Raw genomic sequence first — 19,247 nt, 5'->3', positions numbered from 1 at the left:
TGCGAACCAGATGGTCTTCAGGGACCAACTCATCCAGGGTGATGGTTTCAAACTGATATTGTTGGGGAGAGGGTGTTTTGAGCATGGCAGTCAGTCCATTTTTTGCACTGACCTTATTAGATCAAAGTCCTGGCCTCACGGCCAGGACTTTGTCATCAATCTGAAACGCCGCAATTGCGGCGTTTTCTACTTCGGCGTCCCGAAAAATCGATAACGTTGCGATTAAACGCGAACGAAGTCGATGTGAGCCAGTTTTGGCTTGAACGGGTGACGCTGTACAGCCTGAACCTTAACTTTGGTTTCTTTACCGTCGATAACCAGAGTTACTGCTTCGCTGTAGAATTCTGGCTTAACTTCCATGTTCTTCACAGAATCATGGTCTAGCTCGATGGAAACTGCAGCTTCTTTGCCACCGTAAACGATAGCTGGGAATTTATTTGCTGCACGCAGGCGGCGGCTCGCACCCTTACCCTGGTCTTTACGTACTTGTACGTTGATAGTGAACATTATTTTTTCTCTTAAAAGAAAATTTACCCTGCTACAGGCGACCCAGTAACAGGCTCGATAACCTGCTTTCACACTGGGCGAACCCAGGCAAAGCGGGCGGCATTTTAACGGAAAGCCGCTCTCTGGGCAATGAAAACCTGCCGCAAGTGCGCGCCACCGCCCTTAATACAGCTCATTGGCACGGCGGAAGCGGCCCTGATAATCAAAAACTTTTTCGCGGATTTGCCAGAACTGGCCGCGTTTACGCGCCACCACAAAGTCCGGATGGCGCAATAGCGCCTGTTGCGCTAAGACGTCAGCAGCCGTTTGCCAACTGAATGGCACCCCCGGCGCGCGCTGATGCGGCCGCAGGAACAGCATTTCAAACGCTTTACGTTGAGCCGGTGTTTGCAGACGAAAACGCTCACTGGTGCTGGTGCCGTCCTCGTCGTAGTAGGTGGCTTTCAGCCATTCCCCTTTGTCATCCCGGCCGTCTTGTAACTCCATGCCGCCGCAGCGCAACACCAGCGCATCTTTCAGCTTCAGTGCGGCTTTTAGCATATCATCAGGGTCGACCAGCACTTCCTGACACTGATGGCAGCGGCGTGCGGCGATATCGTTCTCAGCCCCGCAGTGCGGGCAGTTTTTGAAGCGGAAACGATAGTCACACTGTTCACGATTGCCGTCGTCGTCTTCCAGCCAACCTTGGCAGCGGCGGCCATAATGCTCAATGATCGCGCCGCTCTCGGTGCATTTGCCCCAGAACAGGTTGGCAAAGCCGCAGGCGGGGCAAAATACCTGCACCGGCTGGCTGCCCGCGTGCGGTTTACTGACTCCTACTTCTGGGGTGAACAGATCGTGCGGGTTGCCAGCATAGTCGAGGATCAAACAATCTTTCTTGCCGGGTGCCAGCCGCAACCCACGCCCGACGATCTGCTGATACAGGCTAACGGACTCGGTTGGCCGCAGAATTGCGATCAGATCGACATGTGGAGCATCGAAGCCAGTCGTCAGCACCGCCACGTTAACCAGATAGCGCAACTGCTGCTGTTTAAAGGAGGCGATCAGCGCATCGCGCTCGGCAGGTGGCGTTTCGGCGCTTACCAGCGCGGCTTCTCCCGCGCGCAGCAGGCCGTGGATTTCCCGCGCATGTTCTACCGTTGCAGCAAAGATCATCACGCCCTTGCGGGTTTCAGCATACTCAACAATCTGGCTGATGATATGTGGCGTGATGCGATGCTGCTTTTTCAGTTCGCGGTTAAGATCCACCTCGCTGAACAAACCGTTGCTTCTGGCTTCCAGTCGGCTGAAATCGTACTGCACGATCGGCATATCCAACCGCTCGGGAGGAACCAGAAAGCCATGCTTGATCATGTAGCGCAGCGGCAGTTCATAGATACAGTCGCGGAATAGGCTGCTGCTGTCGCCGCGAGTAAAACCGTGGTAGTGAAACTGATAGATCCAACCTTTGCCTAGCCGGTAAGGGGTGGCCGTCAGGCCAAGCAGGCGCAGTTGCGGGTTAGATTTTTGCAGATGCTGAATAATCTGCTGATACTGGCTGTCATCGTCGTCGCTGATGCGGTGGCATTCGTCGATAATCAGCAGCGAAAAAGCACCGTCAAACAGCGGTAGATTGCGCGCCACCGACTGCACGCTGCCAAACACCACTTTACCGGCGCTTTCTTTCTGCTGTAGCCCAGCGGCAAAAATGTCCGCCTCCAGCCCGTAAGCGCAGTACTTGGCATGGTTTTGCGCCACCAACTCTTTGACGTGCGCCAGTACTAACACCCGCCCACGGGCACGCTTTGCCAGCTCGGCGATCACCAAGCTTTTGCCAGCTCCGGTCGGCAGCACAATTAATGCCGGTTCAGGATGCTGCCGAAAATGTTGGATAGTGGCGTCGACCGCCTCCAACTGATAGGGGCGCAGGGTAAATGCCATGAATTAACGCCGTTTGCAGGAGTGGGCCATCAAGGGGCGCTTTGGCAAGAAAAAGCGCTGCTGAAATCCGGTCATACTGCCCCCTGACGGCGGAAAAATTTCTATTATTATGCCCTTATCGTGCGGGTGGTGCGAGGGGCTTGGAAATTGCCGCTGTCATGGCATCGTTTACGCCGCTATACTTATGTGACAGCAATCGCTGTTTCCCCACGCGATTTTACTGATTCCTCCTCTTCGAACCTGCTTTTTGCACCTGGTGTAAGGGTGGGGCGTCATATTCAGCAATACGATCAATGCGATCATAACAACGACAGGCAAAGCAGATTCAATGCGACTGGACAAGTTTTTATCTCAGCAATTAGGCATCAGCCGCGCCCTGGTAGCGCGTGAACTGCGTGCAAAACGCGTCACCGTAGATGGCGAAGTGGTCAAGAGCGGGGCGATCAAGCTGGCCCCGGAACAGGAAGTGACATTCGACGGCAATGTGCTGTCACAACTGACCGGGCCACGCTATTTCATGCTCAATAAACCGCAGGGTTATGTGTGCTCCACCGAAGATCCGGATCATCCGACGGTGCTTTATTTCCTTGATGAACCGGTGGCCTACAAGCTGCATGCGGCAGGGCGGCTGGATATTGATACCACCGGTCTGGTGTTGATGACCGATGACGGCCAGTGGTCGCACCGGATCACTTCTCCGAAGCATCACTGTGAGAAAACCTATCTGGTGACGCTGGAGCATCCGCTAGCCGAAGACACCGCACAGCAGTTTGAACAGGGCGTGCAGTTGCACAATGAAAAAGACCTGACCAAACCGGCACGGCTGGAAAAGATCGAAGATAACCTGGTGCGTTTGACGCTCAGTGAAGGGCGCTATCATCAGGTAAAACGCATGTTTGCTGCCGTAGGCAACCGAGTGATTGAGCTGCATCGTGAACGTATTGGTGCCATTGTGCTGGATGATGATTTGGCACCGGGCGAATATCGTCTGCTGACCGAAGAAGAGATCGCCAGCGTCGGTGCGCCGCACCTGCAGGATTGATTTTGCGGCCGATGAAGGAGTCGTTGAACGTGCAACAGAACCGGACATCTCACCTGGGTTTGATCTTTATCCTTGGCCTGCTTTCCATGCTGATGCCATTGGCGATCGACATGTATTTGCCCAGTATGCCGATCATCGCCCAGGAGTTTGGCGTGGAATCTGGCCGGGTCCAGATGACGCTCAGCGCCTACGTGCTGGGTTTTGCCTTGGGCCAACTGTTCTATGGGCCGATGTCGGACAGCATTGGCCGTAAACCGGTGATCCTGTGGGGCACGTTGGTTTTCGCCATCGCGGGTGGGGCCTGTGCCCTGGCGCAGTCGGTTGAGCAACTGATCAACCTGCGTTTCCTGCATGGCCTGTCGGCGGCGGCGGCCAGCGTGGTGATCAACGCGCTGATGCGTGACATGTTCAGCAAGGATGAATTCTCGCGCATGATGTCGTTCGTGATCCTGGTGATGACGATTGCGCCGCTGCTGGCCCCGATGATCGGCGGCGTGCTGCTGCTGTGGTTTAGCTGGCATGCCATTTTCTGGACTATGGGGGCAGCGGCGTTGCTGGGTTCTGTGCTGGTGGCATTCTTTATCAAAGAAACCCTGCCCAAAGAGCGGCGGCAGAAATTCCATCTGCGCACTACGCTGAGAAATTTTGGCTCACTGTTCCGCCACAAACGGGTGCTGAGCTATATGTTGGCCAGTGCTTTTTCGTTTGCCGGGATGTTTTCTTTCCTCAGCGCCGGGCCTTTTGTTTACATTGAGCTGAATAACGTTTCGCCCCAGCATTTTGGTTACTACTTTGCGCTGAATATCGTGTTCCTGTTCCTGACCACCTTGATCAACAGCCGCAATGTGCGCCGCGTTGGCGCCGTCAAAATGTTCCGTTTTGGCTTATCAGTGCAATTGGTGATGGGCGTGTGGTTGCTGCTGGTGAGTGCTGGCGGGCTGGGTTTCTGGGCGCTGGTTCTGGGCGTGGCGGTTTATCTGGGCTGTATCGCCATGATCTCATCTAACGCGATGGCCGTTATCTTGGATGACTTTCCGCATATGGCGGGAACAGCATCTTCCTTGGCAGGTACTTTGCGTTTCAGTATCGGTGGGTTGGTCGGTGCGATATTGGCTATGGCACCGGGTAAGAGTGCATGGCCGATGGTCTCTTCAATGGCGTTATGCAGCATTATTGCTATGCTGTTTTACCGTTTTGCGAGTGTGCCCAAGAAATAATGTGTCTATTCCCCTGCATTTTGAAAGTGCAGGGGGATAGTGATAGGCATACCGCTACATTATTTTTGTGAAAAAATTGTGTTGGTACCTCAGTGTTTGATGGGTTAACCCTTGGGGTAAATATTTGTGAGCTTTCTCTAATATTGCGCCTAATGTCCTCTAGTAAATATCTTAGATAAAGTTATGTGAAACGATGATTATATCAAGGTAATTTAATGGGTGAGTTTATCTGAAGGGTTATAAATCACCAGCGGGTACAGCCAGAAGGGGAATGGCTATTTTAGCTGCCGTATATTATATGCATTCATCAGTATTTCTACCGTAATATTATTCTTATCTCTCACCAGCATTAAATGTGAATTAAATCACACTGCATAATCAGATAAATCCCCGTCTTAAGTGAAAATCCTATTTTAAAACCCTGTCAATGAACTACTTGTTAACACTTATGTTGCATTTGGTTAGAGGGGAGATACATAATATGAGGTAGTGCAATCTATACGGCCTTATGTATAGAAAGAAACAATGCACATTCAGTGATGTTTAAAGGATTTAAAACGATATACCCAATGGATTTCAGGATACAGGTAAGAGATAACCAGGCGAACTCTCAGCGGCTGGATAAACCAGATTGGGATAAGCGGGGAAGTTCACATCTATACGTTCTGAAAGGCACCAGGGATATATGCATTAGAAAATATAATAACTGCACTAACAATAACTCTAGGAAGGAGATGCTGTGAAAAAAATACGTTTCTTACGTTCTTTATGCATTGGGATGTTTGTTGCTACGTTGTCCGCGTGCGATTCTGGCGGGGGAGATTCTTCAAACACCAATCCGCCAGTGAGTCCACCCGTTAGCCCACCTGTTAGCCCACCCGTCACTCCGCCAGTTACACCGCCTGTTGTTCCACCAGAACCCCCTATTGTCACTCCAGAGACTGCGACTCTGGATATTATTACGCAAGGCAAAGATGGCGTTGTCCTGACTGGCGCTGAAATATTCTTTGATGAAGTAAAGGTATCATCCAGCGACCAAAATGGCATGGCACAGCTCTCTTCTCTCCCTGTGGATGAGAAGGGCTTCTGGGTGGTGAAAGTGAAAAAAGCGGGTTATGTGACGCAAGCTGTTAAAGTTGCGGTGCAGGAAAAAATGCCGCCGCTGACCATATATTTGATGCCAGTGACAGAGACCAAATACCTTGAAAACATTGAAAAAGCGCAGGGGATTTCCAGCCTGACCATGGATGCCCACGTTATTCTGCCTGAGGCCGCGTTGGTTTATGCGGACGGAACGCCTGCGACAGGCAAAGCGCGTGTTGAATTGACGCCTTGGAATATCGACAGCGATGACCTGAAAGCCATGCCTGCCAATGGGCGTGCTATTACCGCAGATAATCAGGAAGTTGACTTGATCAGCGCCGGGCTGATGGCCGTCGCTTTCTATGATGAAGCCGGTAACGCCTTGAATTTAGCCGAAGGTAAAACTGCGACCCTGCAGATGAGCCTGCCGTTCTCCAACATTGATGGCCATGATTTATCTGCGGGCGGCGCAATCCCGATGTGGTACTTCAATGAGCGCTTGGGGCTGTGGGAGGAAACGCCAGATGTGAAAGGGTCTGCTATTGTTATCACCCGCGCTGGTGAGAAAGTGCTGATGGTTGAAGCCGATGTGCCACACTTTTCATCATGGAACTGGGATTTTAAATTTGAATCTCCAGGCACAACCTTCCTGCAATGTCTGACTCCAGTTCCTGACTCTAAACCCATTGCCTGTAACGTAACCGCTTCGGTCACATTGGTGAGTGGTGCAAAGTTGGTAAAAAGCAACAGTATTGATGTTGATGGGGCAACCATTGTCAATATGCCGAATCGGGTAAAAGAGATTACCTGGGAAGCCATCGCTATTTTACCGAACAATGAACGTCTTATTGGTAAAGTTAAAGATCCATCCGATACTTCCGGTACCGGTGCTGTAATACCTGGCTCGATATCTATTCCGCTGGTCGCTCCTGCGCAATTTTTTGCCCAATGTCAGTTACCCGATCTTACGCCGATCGCCTGTAGAGCAGAAATAGCAATTAACGGTGGGGCTGAGGTTAAGGAATATAATTTACCGGCGGAAGGGAGCACCATTTATTCGATAGAACCGTTGCTGTCGGCAAATTGGAGTGCGTCTCAGTACTTCTCTAAACCGAATAACGAGGTATGGCGGTATACAGCGGAAGGGAATAACACATCATTGGCAGGCAATAAGTTAGTGATGACTTTTACTGCGCCGTTAGAGAAAGTTGAACAGCAATATGCTTATGCCCGTTGTAATCCTCAAGCGACTAAGCGCTTCTCCGGTGAAGTGGTTACGGTTGAACAATGTGAGATGGCATTGCTGCCTCTGGGTGCCCAGATAGATATCATTCCTGTTTTTGTGACTGTTCCGGCAGGCGTGACTTACCCTCTGAGCATTCATCCTGAATGGATTGGCTCAGGATATCGGCAATTTTATATCAACTCGACTGGCAGCATTGCCCAAGAAAATAATGGAAATAGTGATTTTTGCTATTTCAGTGCCTATCATGAGTTGTCGATAGATGATCTGTTTAGCAGCCAGATTCATGATGTCTCCTTGGAAGGTTATTGCGAGGGAGGGATACCGACACTTTGATTGGTTTGAGCGCCAGCCCGAGTTAAACAGTGGTTGGTTGCCTACATTGTGATAATAAAACCTGTGGAGCCCATATTGGGCTCCCAGTATTGTCGGTTCACCATATTTAGCCCCCTCAAACCCAAACCTCGCACTTTTTTGCATATCCATATGATTTGCCCATTATGGCTTGACAGAATTCTGTCTCGGCAGGGATTCTGGTGAGAAAACAGACTGTGGCTTTTTTGTTAAAAATCACTCAATTGCTTAATGGGTTGTTATAGTTACAACCCTGTTGGCAGTAACGGGGCTCTATTCTATTATTTCTGATTTTAATCATAGCGTTATGCTGAAATGAGCGCGTTGCGTACTTGCCGAGTGTTTACACAATGTAAAATTATATCGATTGTAAAGTAACCGCATTGCAATAAAAAAATGTTGAGTTCGAGGTCTGAAAGGGTTACATATAACGCAAAAAATGCGAGCTGAGTCGCAAAATGCAGTGAAATAACATTTTACGGTAGGCTAGAAAGCCGTGTGATATCAGCAAGTACAAAATAAAGTTAATTTTTTGTAAAATTTTTACGTTTAAATAACACTTGCTCACGGCAAAGTCGGTTGATTACGGCTATAACTAAAGTAGTCCTGTGATGTAAAAAAGTGTTCCACCTTTTAATACTAGGGATTTCATGTGGATACTCTCCAACTTTCGGTAGTGCATCGCTTGCCGCAAAGTTATCGTTGGATATCGGGTTTTACCGGAGTCAAGGTTGAACCGATTCCGCTCAGCGGCATAGACGACGATAACAACCTGATCGGTCTGAAGTTGCTCAGCCATGATGGGAATGATGCTTGGCTTGTGATGCAACAGCTCAATCTTTCTTTGCAAGAAATTCAGGTCAATTGCACCATTGTGGAATGGGAAGGTGAGCCTTGCCTGTTTGTTCATCATCACGATGAAAGCGCCGCTATGTGCCGGTTAAAAAACGTCGGCGCGGCGATTGCTGAACAGCTCAGTGCGCAATATCCCTTCTGAATTCCGCTATTAATCAATCCACTAGCTGCAATAATTGCTGTGTATAGGCTGCCGAGGGTGCATTGAAAATAGTCTGACAGTGCCCTTGCTCCACCACCTCACCTTGGCGCAACACAATCACCTGATGGCAGAGCGAACGCACCACTTGCAGGTCATGGCTGATAAACAGGTAAGCCAACTGGTGACGTTGCTGTAACGATTTCAGCAACATCAGGATTTGTGCCTGAACCGATTTATCCAGCGATGAGGTGGGCTCGTCCAGAATCAGCAGTTGCGGTTGCAGGATCAACGCCCGAGCGATCGCAATACGCTGGCGTTGCCCACCAGAGAATTCGGTCGGGTAGCGATGGCGCAATGCCGGATCCAACCCTACTTCCTGCAATGCCTCAATCACCCGCTGTTCCCGTTGTTCCGCCGTCAGTTGCTGATGAACCTCCAAGCCTTCGGCGATGATCTGCTGTACGTTCAGCCGTGGGTTTAACGCGGAATAGGGATCCTGGAAAACAATCTGCATCCGGCTGCGGTAAGGTAGCATCTGTTGGTTATTGAACTGATGCAGCGGTTGGCCATCAAACCAGATCGCGCCTTGCGAGTTCAGCAAGCGCAGCAGCGCGAGGCCGGTGGTGCTTTTACCTGAGCCCGATTCGCCAACCAAGCCTACGCTCTCCCCCGGTTGCAGCTCGAAACTCAAATCCTTCAGCGCATAATTCTGGTCGACAACGCGCCGCAGCAGGCCGCGTTTGATCGGGAAGCTGACCTGCAAATTCTCCACTTTCAGCAACGGGCTGTTTGGTTGCTGGTTCACCGGAAGCGGCAGCGGTTCACCGACGTCCTCGGCGGCCAGCAATTGGCGGGTATAAGCATGCTGCGGTGTGCTAAACAGGCGTTCGCGGCTGTTGTGTTCTACGCACAACCCTTGGCGCATCACCGCTACGTTGTCTGCCAGACGGCGCACGATGTTCAGGTTATGGGTAATAAACAGTAACCCCATGCCCAACTCTTGTTTCAGCTCTTTCAGCAAGATCAGGATCTGGGCTTGAATGGTGACATCCAGCGCAGTGGTCGGTTCGTCAGCGATCAGCAGTTTTGGCTGCGTCAGCACCGCCATGGCGATCATCACCCGTTGACGTTCTCCACCGGAAAGCTGGTGTGGATAATCTTTTAAACGTCCTTTAGCGTTACGTATGCCCACCCGATCCAAGCACTGAATAATTTCACTGCGCGCGTTATCGCGGCGCATGCCTCGGTGCAGCATCAGCACTTCGGCCAGCTGTTTCTCAATGGTGTGCAGTGGATTCAGCGACACCATGGGTTCCTGGAAGATCATTGAGATCTGGTTGCCGCGCACTTTACGCAGTTCAGCCTCGGGTGCGTGCAATAGCGAATTGCCGTTAAACCGGATGTCGCCACCGGGGTAGACCACCGGTGGTGAAGGCAGCAGCCGCAGCACGGAAAGCGCGGTGACGCTTTTGCCCGAACCTGATTCACCGACCAGGGCCAGCGTTTCACCCTGCTCAATTTGCAGTGAAACGCCGTTAACCACCTGATTTAACGCTACCCCTTGGCGGAAAGCGATGCTGAGATCCTGAATAGCAAGCAGAGGAGTCTTCATATCAATGCGCCTTGCTGGGGTCGAAGGCGTCACGAACCGCTTCGCCGATAAAAATGAGTAATGAGAGCAGTACCGCCAGCACCAGGAAGGCGGTAATACCCAGCCAAGGTGCTTGCAGATTGTTTTTGCCCTGCAATAACAGTTCGCCCAGCGAAGGTGAACCCATGGGCAGGCCGAAACCGAGAAAATCGAGTGAGGTGAGGGTAGTAATTGAACCGCACAGGATAAACGGCAGGAAAGTCAGCGTGGCGACCATGGCGTTTGGCAGCATATGGCGGTACATAATGACCCGATCCGGTACCCCCATGGCTCTGGCAGCGCGTATATAGTCGTAATTGCGGGTACGCAGGAACTCGGCGCGCACCACGCCCACCAGGCTCATCCAGCCAAATAAAATGGTGATCGCCAGCAGCCACCAGAAGTTGGGCTGCACAATGCTGGAAAGCAAAATGATCAGGAACAGCGTTGGCATACCAGACCACACCTCAATAAAGCGCTGCCCCCAGAGATCGAACCTGCCGCCGTAATAACCCTGGGTAGCTCCCACGCAAATGCCAATCACGCTGGAAAACAGCGTCAATGCCAGTCCGAACAACATGGAGATGCGGAAACCATAAAGCACCCGAGCCAAAACGTCGCTGCCGTTGCCATCGGTGCCGAGCAGGTTCTGCCTTGATGGTGGCGAAGGGAAGGGAACTTCAGTGGCAAAGTTAATGGTGCTGTAACTGAAGCGAATGGGGGCCCAGATCGCCCAACCGTGCTGGTCGATCTGTTTCAGCACGAAAGGATCCTGAAAGTCGGTAGTGGTATGCAGTTCTCCACCGAAGGTGGTTTCGCTGTAGTTGACCATAAACGGCACGTACAGACGGCCCTCATAGCGCACCAGCAAGGGTTTGTCGTTGGCGATCAGATTGGCGGCCAGGCTGAGGATAAATACCACCAAAAACAGCCACAGTGACCAGTAACCGCGGCGATTAGAGCGAAAACGTGCCCAGCGGGCCTGATTGATAGGGTTTAAGCGGCTCATTGACGTCCCTCGAAATCAATGCGCGGATCGACCAGGGTATAGGTGATATCGCTGACGATGTTCAGCAGCAGGCCGATCAGGGTAAATATGAACAGTGTACCGAACATCACCGGATAGTCGCGTTGCAGCGTGGCGTCGTAACCCAGCAGCCCGAGGCCGTTAAGTGAGAACATGACTTCGATCAGTAGCGAGCCGGTGAAAAACATGCTGATAAAGGTGGCAGGGAAACCGGCGATCACCAGCAGCATGGCGTTGCGGAACACGTGGCGATAGAGGATTTTTTTCTCGTCTAGCCCTTTGGCGCGGGCGGTAACCACATATTGTTTGCGGATCTCATCCAGGAACGAGTTCTTGGTCAGCATGGTTAGGGCCGCGAAGCCACCGATCACCGTCGCCAGCACCGGCAGGGTGATATGCCACAGGTAGTCGATAATTTTGCCATACCAAGGGAGGGTATCGAAATTACTGGACACTAACCCGCGCAGCGGGAACCAGTCAAGGTAGCTACCGCCAGCGAACAGCACGATCATCAGGATGGCGAATAGGAAGGCAGGAATGGCGTAGCCGATGATGATCAGCGTGCTGCTCCAGGTGTCAAAGGCGCTGCCGTTATGAATGGCTTTGCGGATCCCGAGCGGTATTGAAACCAGATAGATGATCAGCGTGCTCCATAGCCCCAGAGTAATGGAAACCGGCAAGCTTTGGCCGATCAACTGCATTACCGAAGCCCCGCGGAACAGGCTATCGCCAAAATCGAAGCGCATATAGTTCCACAGCATGGCGAAATAGCGCTCATGCAGCGGCTTATCGAAACCATAGCGCTTGGTGATTTCCGTGATGATTTCAGGATCCAGCCCGCGTGAACCACGGTATTGGCTGTCACCTACGTTACCGACGCCAGCTTTGCTATGCCCAAGGCCATCACCGCCGCCTCCGCCGCTAAAACCGCTGGTTTGGCCGAGCTCAATGGCGGCAATCGCCTGATCGACCGGCCCACCGGGCGCGATTTGCACAATAAAAAAGTTGATGGTGATGATGGCCCACAGGGTGGGGAGCACCAGCAATAATCTGCGTATCAGATAAGCGGCCACACAGACTCCTTATTGTTGTTGCGCGGGCAGGCGTGCCGCCTTGTTGACGTCAAACCACCAGTTATCAAACCCAAGGGAATAAGCTGGGCGTAATGTCGGCGAGGAGAATTTATCCCAGTAGGCGTAGCGGTCGTGGTTGGAGTACCACATGGGCAGCATATACATGTTCCAGGTCAGCACCCGATCCAGCGCCCGACCAAGGGACAGTAATGCTTTCTCATCCCCCTGGTGTTTCATGATTTGCCGTACCAGGCTATCGACAGCGGGATCGCTGACGCCAGGTGTGTTCCAACTTGAGTCGATGTAATCCGAATCCCAGCGGGTTTGCAGCGAAGAGTTTGGGAATGGCATCGCAGGATATACCGTTGGCATCATATCGAAATCACGTTTACGCATGCGCCGCGTGAATTGGCTGGCGTCAATTTCACGGATCTGCATATCAATGCCCAGCCGTTTCAGGTTGTGCTGGAATGGCAACACATACTGGAAATTGCTACCGCTCAGCAGCATCAGTTCAAAAGTAAACGGCTTACCGGTTTTGCTGTTGACCAACTGCTGATTTTTCACTTCCCAACCGGCCTGTTGTAGCAGCTCCGTGGCTTTCAACAAATTTTCCCGGTTATTACCGCTGCCGTCGGAGGCGGGCGGCTGGTAAATCGAGGTAAAGACCTCGGCTGGCACCTTGCCTTTGAGCGCTGCCAACCAGGCCAGCTCGGCAGCATCTGGGTAGCCGCTGGCGGCGTAAACCGTGTTCTGGAAATAGCTGTTGGTGCGTTGATAGGCGTCGTAATACAGCGCTTTATTCATCCAGTCGAAATCAAACGCCAGCGTAATGGCTTCCCGCACCCGACGATCGGCAAAGATCGGGCGTTGAATATTAAAGGCTAACCAGCGTGCATTTTGCGCTGCCTGATTGGTTTCATCCTGTTTGATGATGAAATTGCGTGCGAAGTTGCCGCCCTGATACTGCGTGGCCCAGTTTTTTGGCGAGCCTTCCAGCCGGAAATCGTAAGCTCCGGCTTTAAAGGCTTCGAGGGACACTTTATCGTCCAGATAGTAATCATAACGCAGCGTGTCGAAGTTATAGCGCCCGCGGTTCACCGGCAGATTGGCGGCCCAATAGTCACGCACCCGCTCATAGGTAATGTACTGGCCCAATCGGTAGCTGCCGATTTTATAGGGGCCGCTACCGAGCGGTGGGGTATTCAGGGGGTCATTAAGTTTGTGATCCTTCCAAAAACTCTCTGGCAGGATAGGCAGGCTGAACAGGCCGAGAAGTAGATCTTTATCGGGTGTGGGTAACTCTATACGCACTGTCAGACGGGAAAGGGCTTTGACGGTGACGCCTTTGTAAACTGTACGAAATTGCGGCACGCCTTCAGTCATAAATTTATTAAAAGTAAAGGCAACATCGGCAGCGGTAATCGGGCTGCCATCGTGAAAACGGGCGCGGGGATTGATATCCAGCTCCATCCAGCGCATATCGGCTGGGAAACGGGCCGATTCGGCGATCAGCGGATAATAGCTGGAGGGTTCGTCGTCAGAGGTCGTAAACAGCGTGTCGTAAAGTTCCCCGGCTCTCTCGCCAGGAACGCCGCGCGAAGCGAAACGGTTGAAATTGTCATAGGTGCCTATGGCTGCCAGCCGTACGTCCCCCCCTTTTGGGGCTGCCGGGTTTACGTAGTCAAAATGGCTGAAGTCGGTGGAATATTTGGGTTCACCGAGCGTGGCGAAAGCGTAGCTTTCATTGAGGGTTTCGGCCTGTAGACCGAAACTGAGTGCCGAAAGCACCAGGGCAGCAAAAATGCGCACAGACATCTTTACGGTAAGCTCCTGCTGTGTAGTCCATTAAACCGGCCGCTAGCATAGCATTTCGGGCCAGTTTGCTGAGTAAAGAAGTTTAAATATCAGATATTAAATGAAGTTTAGCGATCGGCAACCGGATTCTCCCGGCAAAATGCCAACAGCGCCTCAATGCTCAGCGGCTTACTGAAATAGTAGCCTTGCATAAAGTTAACGTCGCGTGCTTGCAGGAAGTTAACTTGCTCTGCGGTTTCAACCCCTTCGGCAACGGTGAGCATTTTCAGCTTTTTCGCCAGTGCAATGACGGCGTCCAATACGGGGGCGGTGGCGGTATCCTGACCGATAGAGTTGACAAAACCCCGGTCGATCTTGAGGTAGTCCAACGGAAAGCGCTGCAGGTAGATTAAGGCGCTGTGGCCGGTGCCGAAGTCATCTACTGCAATCTCAATGTTTTGTCGGTGCAACCAGTCAAACTCGGTCTGTGCATTCTCTTCCTCCACCATCCCGCGTTCGGTGATTTCAAACACCAGCGTGAAATAGTCATCCGGTAGTTTCGCCAGCAGCTCAGACACATCGTCATGAAATGACGGAACGCCCAGGTGGGAAGGCGAAAGGTTCAGACCGAGTTTTGCATTGCGCGGCAATGCCTGCATCAGTTGCGGGAAGTCAGCGACGACCAGGCTAAACAGATGGCGGGTAATCGGAACGATCACCCCTTCACTTTCCGCATAGGGGATGAACAGGTCGGGTGAAATACGCCCTTCCGTTGGATGTTGCCAGCGGAGCAGGGCTTCCACTCCCGCCAGTGAGCGGGTTGCGGTATGAAATACCGGCTGATACTCAACAAAAAACTCTCCGCGCCTGATTCCACGCATCATTGCCCGTTCCGGGCTCTGACGTAGCATCAGCGCGTAGTAACACAGCACGCCGATCATCAGCGAAAGCACCAGGCTGCCGAGCACGGTCAAACGTACATCATTGGCGGTCAGTTGCTGGCTATAAAAGACAATGGTTAATGGATATCGCGGAATTTCCAAACGGTGGGCATGGTTTTTTGGCAATTGACTCATCGGAATCAGGCGAGAGCTGAAGGCGGTGAGCGCCTGCTTGCCAATTATGATGGCTAAACCAGGAGGAGCGTCACTATTCTGCGATGTCATCAGCAGATAGGGTGTCAGGCTGAGGTCTAATGTTGCCAGAACGCCGTTATCTGTCGCATTACTCTGGCCCGGTTGACGCAGCCACAGAGCAATAACCGGTTTATCCGGTACCAGCGGTGTACCCTGTTGCAGTTGCATATCAAGAGGCTTTTTCCAATCGATTTCTGGGTAGAGATGATTGATTGCCAGCATCATGTTGCCGGTTGCAGAAGAACAATAAGCAACGCCATCTTTTACCAGCAAAAAAGTACGTACGCCATTGGTGAAAGCCGCCCGGTAAGTGAGATTCGAAAGGTTGGTAACACAGGGCTGGCCGGTAAGTGGCATGATCTCTTGCATGATGTCTTTCAGACGATCGAGATAATTTAGTGTGAGTTTTTGTGTGCGGGTTTCGAACTGATGCTGATATTGCAAACGTTGGTGATTAATCAGGAATAAGGTGGCAGAAGTGAAAACAATAAAAAATACCAGAGCGGTAATGCTGCTTGTGATCAGGCTGCGCCGTTTCTGTGAAACATGGCGGGTAAATGCCCTCTTTAAGCCCATAACTTGCCCCCTGAGCACGGCGTAACGTTTTTTCGCTGTTATGATGGTGACGATTAATATATCTCATTGATACTATTTGAGTCATTATTCATCAGGCCTGATATGTGGCACTTCTCAAGTACAGCGTAAAGAACGCATCATCCTATCGTTTGCCCTGTGACGATAATAGGCTAGTTTTCCCCGACCGTGCAGTTTCCTTTAGATAAACAAGTAAAATTGTGTGGGTGAGTAACGCCGTGAGCGATCGGTGCAGTGATAAAAAACGCCGCCCTAGGGCAGCGTCTTGTCTCGTTTGTTTGGTTTTCAGGACTGATTCAGATACTACGTGCTTAGCTCCTGCCAAGCACTCGGCGGGCTTCGCGATAACGCTTGTCCCAATAGGTTTCCGTCATACTGGAAATAGTGACACCGCTGCTGGTCGAGGCGTGAACGAATTTATCGTTACCCAAATAGATACCCACATGGCGGCCAGTAGAACCGGCGCGGAACAACACTAAATCGCCAGGACGCAGTTTGGTACGCTGAATTTTCTTGCCCATGTCTTCTTGCTCATAAGTCGAGCGAGGCAAATCCATACCGAACTGTTCGCGGAAAGTGCGCTGAACAAAACCTGAGCAATCAATGCCGCGCTTGGTATCACCACCTAAACGGTAGCGGACACCTTTCCAGTCGGCATACTGGTCCATAATCTTTGACTTGATGTCAACGTTACGCACCATGGCTTCGAATTCATCCTGAGAGGCTTGCAGTAAAAGACTGTTTTTGTCATTAACTGCATGCATCTCAGTTTGTGAGTTATCTAACTTCGAAGTATTCATTGAGCTACAGGCGGAGAGCATAACCGTTGCTGCAATTGCAGGGAGCACCCGCAAAAAATATCTCATAAAAGGTTGAGATTTGACCATTGTAATTGTTTTCCCTTGAAGTCCTTAACGACAAAAGTCGCTATCTGAAAAATGCCAAACGAAATGAGACTAATCGGCGCAAGCTGACAGGACAATCAGTTACCGCTGAAAATGTGCATGAACGCACACATTTAAGATGTTTGGTACTGAATCCATGTAAACCAAGCACAAACGCAGCCGAGATTACCGGAATAAGAGGGGAATTGCGAGTTTTTTCCGACATTCCTTATATGAAAGTGTGATGAAACTTAATGCTTTATTATAAAACCCCCGACTAAGAAACCAAGGGGGGTGAGGATGAAAATTTATTAATTTACAATGGGATAGGTTTTTTGCATCAAAAGGGCGATGATCAGTTTTACAGGTGAACCCTTCTTTTTGAAAACTTCCTGTTACAAAATGCGGTTTAGGTTAATTTTGTTAATCAATGATTTCGAATGTGTAATCTATTCAGGTAAGTTCGCATAAAAAAGTTACCAAATGGATAAAAACGTGGCTTTGAGTACGTTTTTTAATCATGTGGGATCCGGCGGCATGAAAGCGAGTTAGGGGCAGAGGCGTCAATAAAAAGCGACCGCTACTCAGTTAGGCCGCTTTGTTGGGATAGGTGCCGGGCTTATAACCAGCCGGAACGTTTGAGTTTCCTATACAGCAGAACGCAGCCGACGATGGTCACGCCCAGCGTAGTATGATAAGCCCAAGGGAATTTCAGTTCTGGCATATCGGCAAAGTTCATACCATACAGGCTGAAGATCACCGTTGGGATGGCCAGAATTGCCCCCCAACCTGCCAGCCGTTTGACCACTTCGTTTTGCTTTACGGTCACCAGCGCCAAGTTAACGTGCATGGCGTTGGTCAGCATTTCGCGCATATCGTCCAGGGTGCTGGCGACCTGCCGGGCGTGATCCTGTACGTCCCGCACATAGGCGCGCAGCTCTTTGGGGATCACATCATCATGCAGGTGGATCAACTGATTGCAGATCTCATCCATTGGTAGCGCCGCGTTGCGCAGGCCGAGCAGATGGCGGCGCAGGCTGTAGACGTTTTCAATTGCGGTTTCATCAAACTCCGACTTGAACATATTGGATTCGATGCCTTCGATCATCTCTTCAAATTTGCCGACGATATGGCGGTAATTGTCAACGATGAAATCCAGCACCGAATAGAGTGCAAACCCTGGCCCATGGCACAGCTGCTTGGGGTTCTCTTCCGTTTTGGCCCGGATCGGGGCATAACTGGAAGAGGCACCGTGGCGTACCGTGATCAGGAAGTTTTTACCGACGAAGAAATGGGTTTCGCCGTACTCCACCTCGTTATTCTCCCATTGTACGGTTTTCACCACGATGAACAGTGAGTCACCATAGGTTTCAATTTTTGGCCTCTGGTGGGCACACAGCGCATCTTCGATCGCCAGATCGTGCAGGCCGAACTCTTCCTGGATCTTGCGCATGAAGGCATCTTCGGGTTGCCATAGTCCCAGCCAGACGAAGGTGTCCGGCTCTTTAACCACCTCACTGATATCATCAATAGTGATGTCGCCCAGTCGCTTACCCGCTTTGTACGCGACGCTGTTTACCACCATGGTTTGGGTTTCCATCCGGTTACCTGTCAGTCCGTGAGAGATTTGGTGAAAAAGTAGCGTTCATGCTCCACTGGAGCATTGTGCAATATCATCTGTAACTGGTAGCCCAGCTTTTCGTAGAAAGGCCGAGCCTGGAAACTGAAGGTATCTACCCGCGCGAACTTGCAACCATCAGCCATGGCCTGTTGCTCTGCCGCTTTGATGAGCTTACTGCCAACGCCTTCGCCGCGTAGTGCCTCGGAAACCCATAACAGATCGATGTTCAACCAATGACCTACGGTGCTGCCGGTCAACCCGGCCATTTTGTTGCCGTGATCATCCAAGACAAAAACCCCGATGTTCTTGTTCAGGATGTCGCCGACGAATGTGCGGTTGTAATCTTTTAAATGATTGCGGATTTCTTCGGTATCTTCTGCCCGCAGGGCATCTGTTACGGTGATGTTCATGTTTCCTCCTTGGTGATTACTCCAGCTTAGCGGCGAATTTTTTAAATTCAATGGGTTAAACGCCGTGATGTATAGCATCAGGTAAGAGGGATCATTACCGTGTTCTGGTAGGCGGGGCGGGCACACAGTTGCTGATACCAACGCTCCAGATGCGGGCGCGGCTGGCGTTTAATCGGCAGTTCAAACCAGGCATAGATAAAGCTGCCCAGTGGGATATCACCGATGCCGAATGCGGCACCAGAAAGGTAGGGTTGTTGCGCCAGCGTTTGTTCGACGATAGCAAAGTGCTGTTCCAACTCGGCGATCGCCGCGTCAATAGCCGCATGATCGCGCTGTTCGGGCGGGGTGCGGACCATGCCCCAAAACAGGGTACGGAATGGTGCTGCGATGGTTGAGGTGAGCCAGTCCATCCATTTTTCTGCGGCGGCGCGCGCTTGCAAATCTTGCGGATAAAAGGGTGCTTGACCATATTTGGCCGCCAGATAGCGTACAATGGTATTGGATTCCCACAGCACGAAATCGTCGTCTTGCAGCAACGGCACCAGCCCGTTGGGGTTGAGTGAGCGGTATGGCTGTTCATTCACCTTGCCGTAAGCGCCACCCGCATTGATATGGTCGTACTTCAACCCCAGTTCAGCGGCGCACCAGAGTGCTTTCTTTACGTTATTCGAGTTTGCACGGCCCCAAATGGTCAACATAAAACGCCTCTTCG

15 protein-coding genes and 1 pseudogene are annotated in these 19,247 nt (G+C 51.3%); 5 read left to right on the top strand and 11 right to left on the bottom strand.

The features are described from left to right. A pseudogene (locus tag AC2A1E_RS08310) lies at positions 1–214 on the top strand (hypothetical protein); the annotation flags it as partial. An 8-nt stretch (positions 215–222) separates the two neighbouring features. On the opposite strand, the gene rplY reads toward AC2A1E_RS08310, so the two are convergent. Beyond that, complete coding sequence (rplY, locus tag AC2A1E_RS08305) at positions 223–507, bottom strand: 50S ribosomal protein L25 (RefSeq protein WP_076941536.1); 285 nt, start codon at positions 505–507, stop codon at positions 223–225. 162 nt (positions 508–669) lie between these two features. After that, complete coding sequence (radD, locus tag AC2A1E_RS08300; RefSeq protein ID WP_484383338.1) at positions 670–2,427, bottom strand: DNA repair helicase RadD; 1,758 nt, start codon at positions 2,425–2,427, stop codon at positions 670–672. A 328-nt stretch (positions 2,428–2,755) separates the two neighbouring features. Between radD and rsuA the strand changes: the two genes are divergently transcribed. From rsuA to AC2A1E_RS08280, 4 genes are all read left to right on the top strand, one after another. After that, positions 2,756–3,469, top strand: coding sequence for a 16S rRNA pseudouridine(516) synthase RsuA (gene rsuA, locus AC2A1E_RS08295; protein WP_459402063.1), 714 nt, complete (start codon positions 2,756–2,758; stop codon positions 3,467–3,469). Between the two features lie 29 nt (positions 3,470–3,498). Further along, a complete protein-coding gene (locus tag AC2A1E_RS08290) occupies positions 3,499–4,686 on the top strand; it encodes a Bcr/CflA family multidrug efflux MFS transporter (RefSeq protein WP_459402748.1) in 1,188 nt (395 codons plus the stop codon). A gap of 739 nt (positions 4,687–5,425) precedes the next feature. Beyond that, positions 5,426–7,348 carry a hypothetical protein gene (locus tag AC2A1E_RS08285; RefSeq protein WP_484383337.1) on the top strand — a complete coding sequence of 641 codons (1,923 nt, stop codon included), beginning with the start codon at positions 5,426–5,428 and terminating at the stop codon, positions 7,346–7,348. A 670-nt stretch (positions 7,349–8,018) separates the two neighbouring features. Beyond that, positions 8,019–8,363: a YejG family protein gene (locus tag AC2A1E_RS08280; RefSeq protein ID WP_459402065.1), complete on the top strand. Its 345-nt coding sequence runs from the start codon at positions 8,019–8,021 to the stop codon at positions 8,361–8,363. A gap of 13 nt (positions 8,364–8,376) precedes the next feature. On the opposite strand, the gene yejF is transcribed toward AC2A1E_RS08280, so the two are convergent. The 9 genes from yejF to AC2A1E_RS08235 form a co-directional block, all read right to left on the bottom strand. Continuing rightward, on the bottom strand, positions 8,377–9,975 hold the full coding sequence (yejF, locus tag AC2A1E_RS08275; RefSeq protein WP_484383336.1) for a microcin C ABC transporter ATP-binding protein YejF: 1,599 nt from the start codon (positions 9,973–9,975) through the stop codon (positions 8,377–8,379). A gap of 1 nt (position 9,976) precedes the next feature. Next, complete coding sequence (locus AC2A1E_RS08270) at positions 9,977–11,002, bottom strand: ABC transporter permease (protein WP_484383335.1); 1,026 nt, start codon at positions 11,000–11,002, stop codon at positions 9,977–9,979. Next, positions 10,999–12,093, bottom strand: coding sequence for a microcin C ABC transporter permease YejB (locus AC2A1E_RS08265; protein WP_484383334.1), 1,095 nt, complete (start codon positions 12,091–12,093; stop codon positions 10,999–11,001). The genes AC2A1E_RS08270 and AC2A1E_RS08265 overlap by 4 nt, the downstream gene beginning before the upstream one ends. Positions 12,094–12,102: 9 nt before the next feature. Next, entirely contained in the window at positions 12,103–13,911 is a 1,809-nt protein-coding gene (locus AC2A1E_RS08260; RefSeq protein WP_484383333.1) for an extracellular solute-binding protein, read from the bottom strand. Positions 13,912–14,018: 107 nt separating this feature from the next. Next, on the bottom strand, positions 14,019–15,602 hold the full coding sequence (locus AC2A1E_RS08255; protein WP_484383332.1) for a cyclic di-GMP phosphodiesterase: 1,584 nt from the start codon (positions 15,600–15,602) through the stop codon (positions 14,019–14,021). A gap of 329 nt (positions 15,603–15,931) precedes the next feature. Further along, a complete protein-coding gene (gene mepS, locus AC2A1E_RS08250) occupies positions 15,932–16,507 on the bottom strand; it encodes a bifunctional murein DD-endopeptidase/murein LD-carboxypeptidase (RefSeq protein WP_484383331.1) in 576 nt (191 codons plus the stop codon). Positions 16,508–17,123: 616 nt separating this feature from the next. After that, positions 17,124–18,104 (bottom strand): magnesium and cobalt transport protein CorA, encoded by a 981-nt coding sequence (locus AC2A1E_RS08245; RefSeq protein WP_484383330.1) that lies wholly within the window; start codon positions 18,102–18,104, stop codon positions 17,124–17,126. Between the two features lie 11 nt (positions 18,105–18,115). Then, a complete protein-coding gene (locus tag AC2A1E_RS08240; RefSeq protein ID WP_459402073.1) occupies positions 18,116–18,535 on the bottom strand; it encodes a GNAT family N-acetyltransferase in 420 nt (139 codons plus the stop codon). 77 nt (positions 18,536–18,612) lie between these two features. Continuing rightward, positions 18,613–19,233, bottom strand: a complete 621-nt coding sequence (locus AC2A1E_RS08235; RefSeq protein ID WP_484383329.1) for a glutathione S-transferase family protein — start codon at positions 19,231–19,233, stop codon at positions 18,613–18,615. Positions 19,234–19,247: the final 14 nt, after the last annotated feature.

Source organism: Serratia sp. HNCC26DJ206, from assembly GCF_057180605.1.
This window is presented reverse-complemented; position numbering and strand designations above follow the sequence as displayed.